The 6,958-nt window shown below is 56.5% G+C and carries 7 protein-coding genes and 1 pseudogene; all 8 read left to right on the forward strand.

Annotated features, from left to right (window positions below):
* A partial coding sequence (locus OXG98_12970) for a DUF5916 domain-containing protein (protein ID MCY3772915.1) occupies window positions 1–755 on the forward strand: 755 nt, incomplete at its 5' end.
* A 208-nt stretch (window positions 756–963) separates the two neighbouring features.
* Window positions 964–3,225 (forward strand): protein-disulfide reductase DsbD family protein, encoded by a 2,262-nt coding sequence (locus tag OXG98_12975; GenBank protein MCY3772916.1) that lies wholly within the window; start codon window positions 964–966, stop codon window positions 3,223–3,225.
* 43 nt (window positions 3,226–3,268) lie between these two features.
* Entirely contained in the window at window positions 3,269–3,895 is a 627-nt protein-coding gene (locus OXG98_12980; GenBank protein ID MCY3772917.1) for a thioredoxin family protein, read from the forward strand.
* 71 nt (window positions 3,896–3,966) lie between these two features.
* A complete protein-coding gene (locus OXG98_12985) occupies window positions 3,967–4,146 on the forward strand; it encodes a DUF2283 domain-containing protein (GenBank protein ID MCY3772918.1) in 180 nt (59 codons plus the stop codon).
* Between the two features lie 36 nt (window positions 4,147–4,182).
* On the forward strand, window positions 4,183–4,356 hold the full coding sequence (locus OXG98_12990; GenBank protein ID MCY3772919.1) for a type II toxin-antitoxin system HicB family antitoxin: 174 nt from the start codon (window positions 4,183–4,185) through the stop codon (window positions 4,354–4,356).
* Between the two features lie 173 nt (window positions 4,357–4,529).
* Window positions 4,530–4,754 (forward strand): annotated as a pseudogene (locus OXG98_12995) (AAA family ATPase).
* A gap of 97 nt (window positions 4,755–4,851) precedes the next feature.
* Window positions 4,852–6,042, forward strand: a complete 1,191-nt coding sequence (locus OXG98_13000) for an AAA family ATPase (GenBank protein MCY3772920.1) — start codon at window positions 4,852–4,854, stop codon at window positions 6,040–6,042.
* The coding region (locus OXG98_13005) for a hypothetical protein (GenBank protein MCY3772921.1) at window positions 6,039–6,958 on the forward strand (920 nt) is incomplete at its 3' end. The genes OXG98_13000 and OXG98_13005, both read left to right, overlap by 4 nt.

Consider the following 6,958-nt stretch of genomic DNA (forward strand, 5'->3'; position numbering starts at 1 on the left):
CGCGGCCCGGGGGCGGGCCCGTGATGGAGGACCCCGGCTCATATTCGTTCGACTTGGGAATCCGCACGGACAGGAGTAAGCGGATCACCCTGGAAACCGAGTTCGACTACGAGCGGTCCCAGCGGGGCGGCCATGAGTGGGAAACGGGGGTCGAAGCCTCCATTCGTCCTACCGCGAACTGGGAACTGGAGTTTTCGCCGAACTTCAGCTGGGAACGGAACGCGGCCCAGTATGTTACCCGGACCGACGCCCTGGCCTACGGGCCGACCTATGGAAGCCGGTACGTTTTTTCGGACCTGCAACGGCGCTCCTTCTCCCTCGAGACCCGGATGAACGTGGCCTTTACGCCCGACCTGACTTTGCAACTGTATGCACAGCCCCTGCTTTCCTCGGGCGATTATCTCAATTACAAGCAGTTGCTCAGGGCGAGCAGTTTCGATTTCGACGTGCTGAACGAGGGATCGCGGTCCTTTATCGATCCAGACGACGGATACCGTTACCTCGACTTCGACGGGGACGGGATGCCGGAAATCAATTTCTCGGACCGGGACTTCAACATCCAGTCCCTCCGCATGAACGTGGTGCTGCGCTGGGAGTACCGGCCCGGTTCCCGGGTGTTCCTCGTCTGGCAGCAGACCCGCAGCGAACGGGACGAAAACGGGACGCTGGACATCGGCAGAGACTTCGGCAACCTGTTCGGCGGCGAGTCGGAGAACATATTCATCGTCAAGTTCAACTACTGGTTCGGCGTGTGAATGCGGACGGACAGCCGGCCCCGCGCCCCGATGCGGCTTGACACCGGGACGTTTCTATGGCCATATTGTGCTTGTGTACTTGTACCGCCGCATGAAGGTTCGAGCGGCTATCGCCGGCCTGGTTGGATTAGCTGGTCGTCATAGTAAACCGGTAGGCATCGACGAACCTGCACAGCGCGGCATCCACCCGCGCGACCCGAAACACGGCATGAAATCAACTCAACACGCCATGAAATCATTGCGCGCCACCTTACTGACGCTGGCGATCCTGATCGCCTTCGTTGCCGGCACCTGGTCCGTCCATGGACAGGCGGTCCGCACCGATTACATGGAAACGGAACTGGTCGTGGAGACGACGTCCATCAAACCCGGGCAGCCTTTCTGGGCCGGCCTGAGGATGAAGATGGACGAGCACTGGCACACCTACTGGCGCAACCCCGCCGATTCGGGCCTGCCCACGAAGATACACTGGACGCTTCCCGATGGGTTCCAGGCCGGAGAGATCAACTGGCCCTATCCCCAGAAGATCGAACTCGACATCCTGGCCAGTTACGGGTACGAAGGCGAGACGCTCCTGCTCGTGGAAATCACGCCTCCGGCCGACCTGGAGCCCGGCGGCACGGTCGACGTCGGGGCCTTCGCGTCCTGGTTGGTCTGTGCGGATATCTGTCTTCCGGGAGAATCCGGATACCAGGTGACGCTGCCCGTTTCCACGGACGCGCCCCAGGCCGATGAGAGATGGACCGATCTTTTTGCCCGCGCCCGGGAAAACCTTCCGGTCGCGGTGCCCGGATGGCACGTCGACGCCGCCATCTCCGATTCCACCGTGGCGCTTCACGCCACCCCGCCCGAATGGTTCTCCGGCAACCTCACCAGCGCCGAGTTCTACCCCTACAACGCAGACCTGATCGACTACATATCTCTCCAGAAACTGGAGATGACGGAGACAGGGTACCTGTTGACGATGCGCCGGTCGGGCTTCTACACGGACAGGCCGCAACAGATCGCGGGCGTGCTGGTATCCCCGGATGGATGGCGCGGCCCCGGATCGGAGCGCGCACTGGCCGTGAGCGCCGTCTACGCCGATGTGCTGCCGGCGGCGGTCGCTGCCATCGGACCGCCTGGATCGCCAGGATCGTCCGGCTCGGGCGACGGTTCGGCGATCTCCGGCCTTGCGGCCACGGCGGTTTCGGGCGATCTCGTGTCCGGCCTGTGGCAGGCCCTGCTCTTCGCCCTCGTGGGCGGCATGATCCTCAACCTGATGCCCTGCGTCCTCCCCGTGTTGTCTATCAAGGTGCTCGGATTCATCCACCAGGCGGGCGACGACCCGGCAAAGGCCCGCCGGCACGGCCTGGTCTTCACCGCGGGCGTCCTGGTTTCCTTTCTCGCGCTGGCGGCCGTCCTGATCGCCCTGCGGGCCGGGGGAGAGCAGTTGGGCTGGGGATTCCAGCTCCAGTCGCCGGCCTTCATCGTCGTTCTGTCGGTCATCATCTTCATGTTCGGCCTGAGTCTCTTTGGCGTCTTCGAGATCGGCACGTCGCTGGTCGGGCTCGGCGGTCGGATGGATTCGGGGAGCGGACTGGGCGGATCCTTCCTGAGCGGCGTCCTGGCCACGGTCGTGGCCACGCCGTGCACCGCGCCGTTCATGGGCGTGGCCCTGGGATACGCCCTGACGCAGTCGGCGGTCCAGTCCCTGGCGATCTTCGGGTTCCTCGGCCTGGGCATGGCCCTGCCCTACCTGACCCTGTCATCCGTACCCGCCCTGCTGCGGTACGTGCCGAAACCCGGCGCCTGGATGGAGTCCTTCAAGCAGTTCATGGGTTTCCTCATGATGGCCACCGTGGTCTGGCTGCTCTGGGTGCTGAACCTCCAGACGGACCCCAACCTGGTCGCCCTGGTGATGGTCCTGCTGGTGCTGGTGGCCCTCGGAAGCTGGATTCTCGGCCGTTGGGGAGGCATCGCTTCCGGCAGCCGTTCCAGGTTGGCTGCTCGTGCCGCGGCCGCGGTGATCATTGTCGCGAGCATGACCGCCGTACTGAGCCAGGTGCCCGCTCCGGCCAATGCGGAACGGACCGCCGCGGCGCCGGCGAACAGCGCGGGCCTGGAGTGGGAACCTTTCTCCCGGCAACTGGTGCGGGAACTGCGCGCTTCGGGGAAGTCGGTTTTCGTGGACTTCACCGCAGCCTGGTGCCTGAGTTGCCAGGTCAACAAGCGCGTGGCGTTGAGCGACAGCCGCGTGGTGGAGCAGTTCGAGACCCTGGGCGTGGTCACGGTCCAGGCCGACTGGACGTCAAGGGACCCCGAGATCACACAGGCGCTCGCCGAATTCGGTCGCAACAGCGTCCCGCTGTACGTGCTGTATACGGGCAGTCCGGATTCCGAACCGGAGATCCTGCCGGAACTGCTCACGCCCGGCCTGGTGCTGGATGCGTTGAAGAAGGTGGAAAGCGGGCGCGCTGCCAGCAGGTAGAATTTGAATCAGTTCGACGTTACTATTCACAAGGAGGATTTCCATGAAGAGGATTCTGATACCGGCAGCCGTGGTGGCCGTTGCCGCCGCGTTCCTGCTGGTAAACTTTTCCACGCCGATGGCCGCCGGGGAAGCCAAGGTGGGGAAAGCGGCCCCGGATTTCACGCTGACGGATACGAATGGCAACAGCGTGACGCTCTCGGACTACAGCGGCAAGTACGTGGTCCTTGAGTGGATCAACTACGACTGTCCCTTCGTGGCCAAGCACTACGACGCCAAGAACATGCAGGGCCTGCAGAACAAGTACCGCGAGCAGGGCGTGGTCTGGCTGGCCGTCAACTCGTCGGCCGCTGGCAAGCAGGGCCAGTTCTCCAATGAAGAAATCCACAAGCGCCTGAAGAAGCACGCGTCGACCGTGGACGCCTACTTGCTCGATGGCAACGGCGACGTCGGCAGGACGTACGGCGCCACCCACACGCCCCATATGTACATCATCAACCCGGAAGGCACGTTGATCTACATGGGCGCCATCGACAGCATCAACTCGGCCAACATCGCCGACATTCCCAAGGCCGACAATTACGTCGTCATGGCCTTCGACGCGGTTTTCGCCGGCAAGGAAGTGCCGGTCGGGATGACCCGGGCCTACGGCTGTACGGTGAAGTACTAGAGGGATTGAAGTCCGGGGGAGGTCACGCCGGTTTGCGGGTTGTTGGCACTCCCCCGGACCGGTCTAATGCGATGACGAAGCTGAGATACTTTGAGCAAGAAGACGTCATGCACCTGACGATCTCGGACGAACCGGAAGACATCAGTATAGAACTCAGTCCCGATATTACGGTGGAATGCAATGATAAGGGTGAACTCATTGGTATCGAGATACTCAAAGCCAGTGAGTTCATCGCTGAAATGACTACTTGAGATACATGATTGGCCTGACGAAAATACGGAGCCATCATGACTTTAAACTTTACTTTGGACTTATGGATTGAAAAAGGCTGGTATGTTGGAACACTCCGTGAAGTTCCAGGAGTGTTCAGTCAAGGCAAGGATCTTGAAGAACTGAAAACAAACATCAAGGATGCTTACAATCTGGTGATGCAGGAGACCGACTCGACTCCCATAGAGTGATTCGAGTCAACGGGACTGAGCTTGGAAACACTTTGAAGCAACCGAATTGCCGTTGTTGCCGAACGTCTGGGCGACAACGGCATTTTCCTGTGGATATTGAGTTGATCACGTGAACGAACTTGAAGACAAACGGAATCCGGAATGCGAAGCAGAGCTTATCGAAGGGAAGGGAAATGACACTAAAGCAACGAATAACAGAAATAACCAGATGCTTGAATGAAGGGATCCATGAACGAGAAGAGACTATAGCGGTTTCGTTCCTAGCTGCCTTGTCAGATCAGAGCATCTTCCTATTTGGTCCACCCGGAACGGCCAAGAGCCTCATCGCCCGCCGTATATCCCGAGCTTTTGAAACAAACAGCTACTTCGAATACCTGATGCATCGGTTCAGTACGCCAGAAGAGGTATTTGGCCCCATCTCGATTACTGAGCTGAAGAAAGACAACCTTCTGCGCAGGACGGGAGGGGTTTCTGCCCCAATCGGATTTTGCGTTCTTGGACGAGATCTGGAAATCAAGCCCTTCCATTCTGAATACACTCCTAACGATCATAAACGAGAAGGTATTTCGCAACGGAACCGAAGTGGAAAGCGTACCGTTAAAAGCGTTGATTGCCGCCTCGAATGAAACACCGCCCCCGGGATATGGTCTTGAAGCCATGTATGACCGCTTTCTAGTTCGGCTGAACATTTCTCCGATGGAAGATGTGCCTAGTTTCAATGCACTTTTGAACTCCAAGCCCACTCACCCAGTAGTGGATCTGCCAGAAGGTCTGTCTGTAAATCAGGGGGAGTGGGAGGAATGGAGCAAGCGTCTGCATGAAGTCGACCTTTCACAGGAAGCCCTAAACGTCATACAGGACATTCGGTTGGCATTTGAAGAAAAGGGAGAAGATCTGGATGTCTATGTTTCTGATCGGCGCTGGCAGAGAGCGGCAATCCTGCTCAAGGCCGCCGCGTTCTTTTGTGGCAGAGACGAGGTGAATCTGGTCGACTGTTTATTGTTGCGCCATTGTCTTTGGTCGACTAAGGAAAACTGCCCCGTAGTAATCGAAATCGTCGAGAAAGCCGTAAGAGACCGGGGCTTTGAGACGGAGTTTAGTCTTGATGAAATTGATTCAGAGAAGGAAAAGTTGGAGAAGGAAATCGATAGAGAACTTTATCATAGAAGAAATGTTTACAGGACATCTACAATTGGTAACAAGCAGCACTTCGAATGCCAAAGGGATAGCGAAACTTTCTACATCCCAATCGCCAAAATGAAAACCCGGGAGAAGTTTCATCCTATCGATAAGAATGGAACCGAATTACAGGAGTTTCAGTGTTGTTTTGACGGTCAGGGAACCTGCGAAATAGAAAAGGTAGACAGGCGTTACTACAACAACAGTTGGGTTCAAATCGATTCGTACAAACCCAAGGTGTTATTTCATAAAGGCGACAAGAAAGAAGACGTCAACCCAAGGCTCGTTGAGGCATTACAGCATGAAATAGTAGAAACGAGTAACAAGTTTGATACGGTAATTGAGCAAATCCAAGCCAAGAGGTCCAGATTCAAGGATGAACTGGACACTCCGTTCGTCCCCGGTGAAGTTGCTAAAATCTCCTGGGAAAGTGTCGACAATCAGTTGCGAGAAATGAGATTGCGACGTCAGGACTGTGATCGTTTGCAAGACAAGACAACGGCATGACTACGGATATGACAGCAGATTCACTGTCGAATGAACTACAAGAGGTATTGTCCGAAATTCAAGCGAGGTTTCCCTTAGCGAAGGAAGAGTATGTTCGGTCGCACCTAAAGGAAGAGACTGAAGCCGAACAGGGGAGAATCTGCCGGTGGCTGGGGCGACACAATCCTTTCGCAGAGAACGAGACAGCGCTTCGAATTGCGGAGAAGGAGTTGGCAGCCAATGAGGATGTGCCGATAGAACATCTGGAGCGATATCTACGGGATTTTGAATCGTTGGCGAAGCAAACGGAATCTATAATCGATAGTGAGTACTGGACGTCGGAGATAAACAAGATCATAGTAGCCCTGGCCAATTTCAAAGTTTCAATGAGTGAATCCGACCCGTCACTCGAAAACAACGAAGGAGGTGAATCAGCCGGGTTACAAGAGCAGGCGACCATCCTTTGCACATTGCTATTACGGCATTGGAGGAGACTCTACGACGAACAGTACGCAAGTTGGGAACTGGAATCGGTCCAGGAGTTCAGACTTAATTTACTCGCCCGTTTACGGGAATGGCTGGAAAAACTCCAACTACTGGCAGATACGCTGAATGAGTTATCGATTGAACCGGGTTTGTTGTTCGATCTGTCGAAGGAAAACCTGTCGTTATCGGATGTCGAACAACTGAAGAAGTGGGTGTCGTATATATCTGAAGATGATGGCGTCAAGCATTTATGCGACCTGATGGGCCGACTGCGTCGCGCCGAGAAGACGAAGCGTCAGGAACTAGTTAGAACCAGAACCACCATTACGGAATACGTTCCCGATATCAACTCTAGAGAGGAAATCGTCGGTCTCGTCTGGAGGAACGATATCGAACGCGTGGTTCCTCAGGAATTGACCTTGCTTGCCGACGAGGAGACCTCGGTCTTGTT

Source organism: Gemmatimonadota bacterium (genome assembly GCA_026706345.1).
In the GTDB taxonomy this organism is placed as follows: Bacteria; JAAXHH01; JAAXHH01; order JAAXHH01; family JAAXHH01; genus JAAXHH01.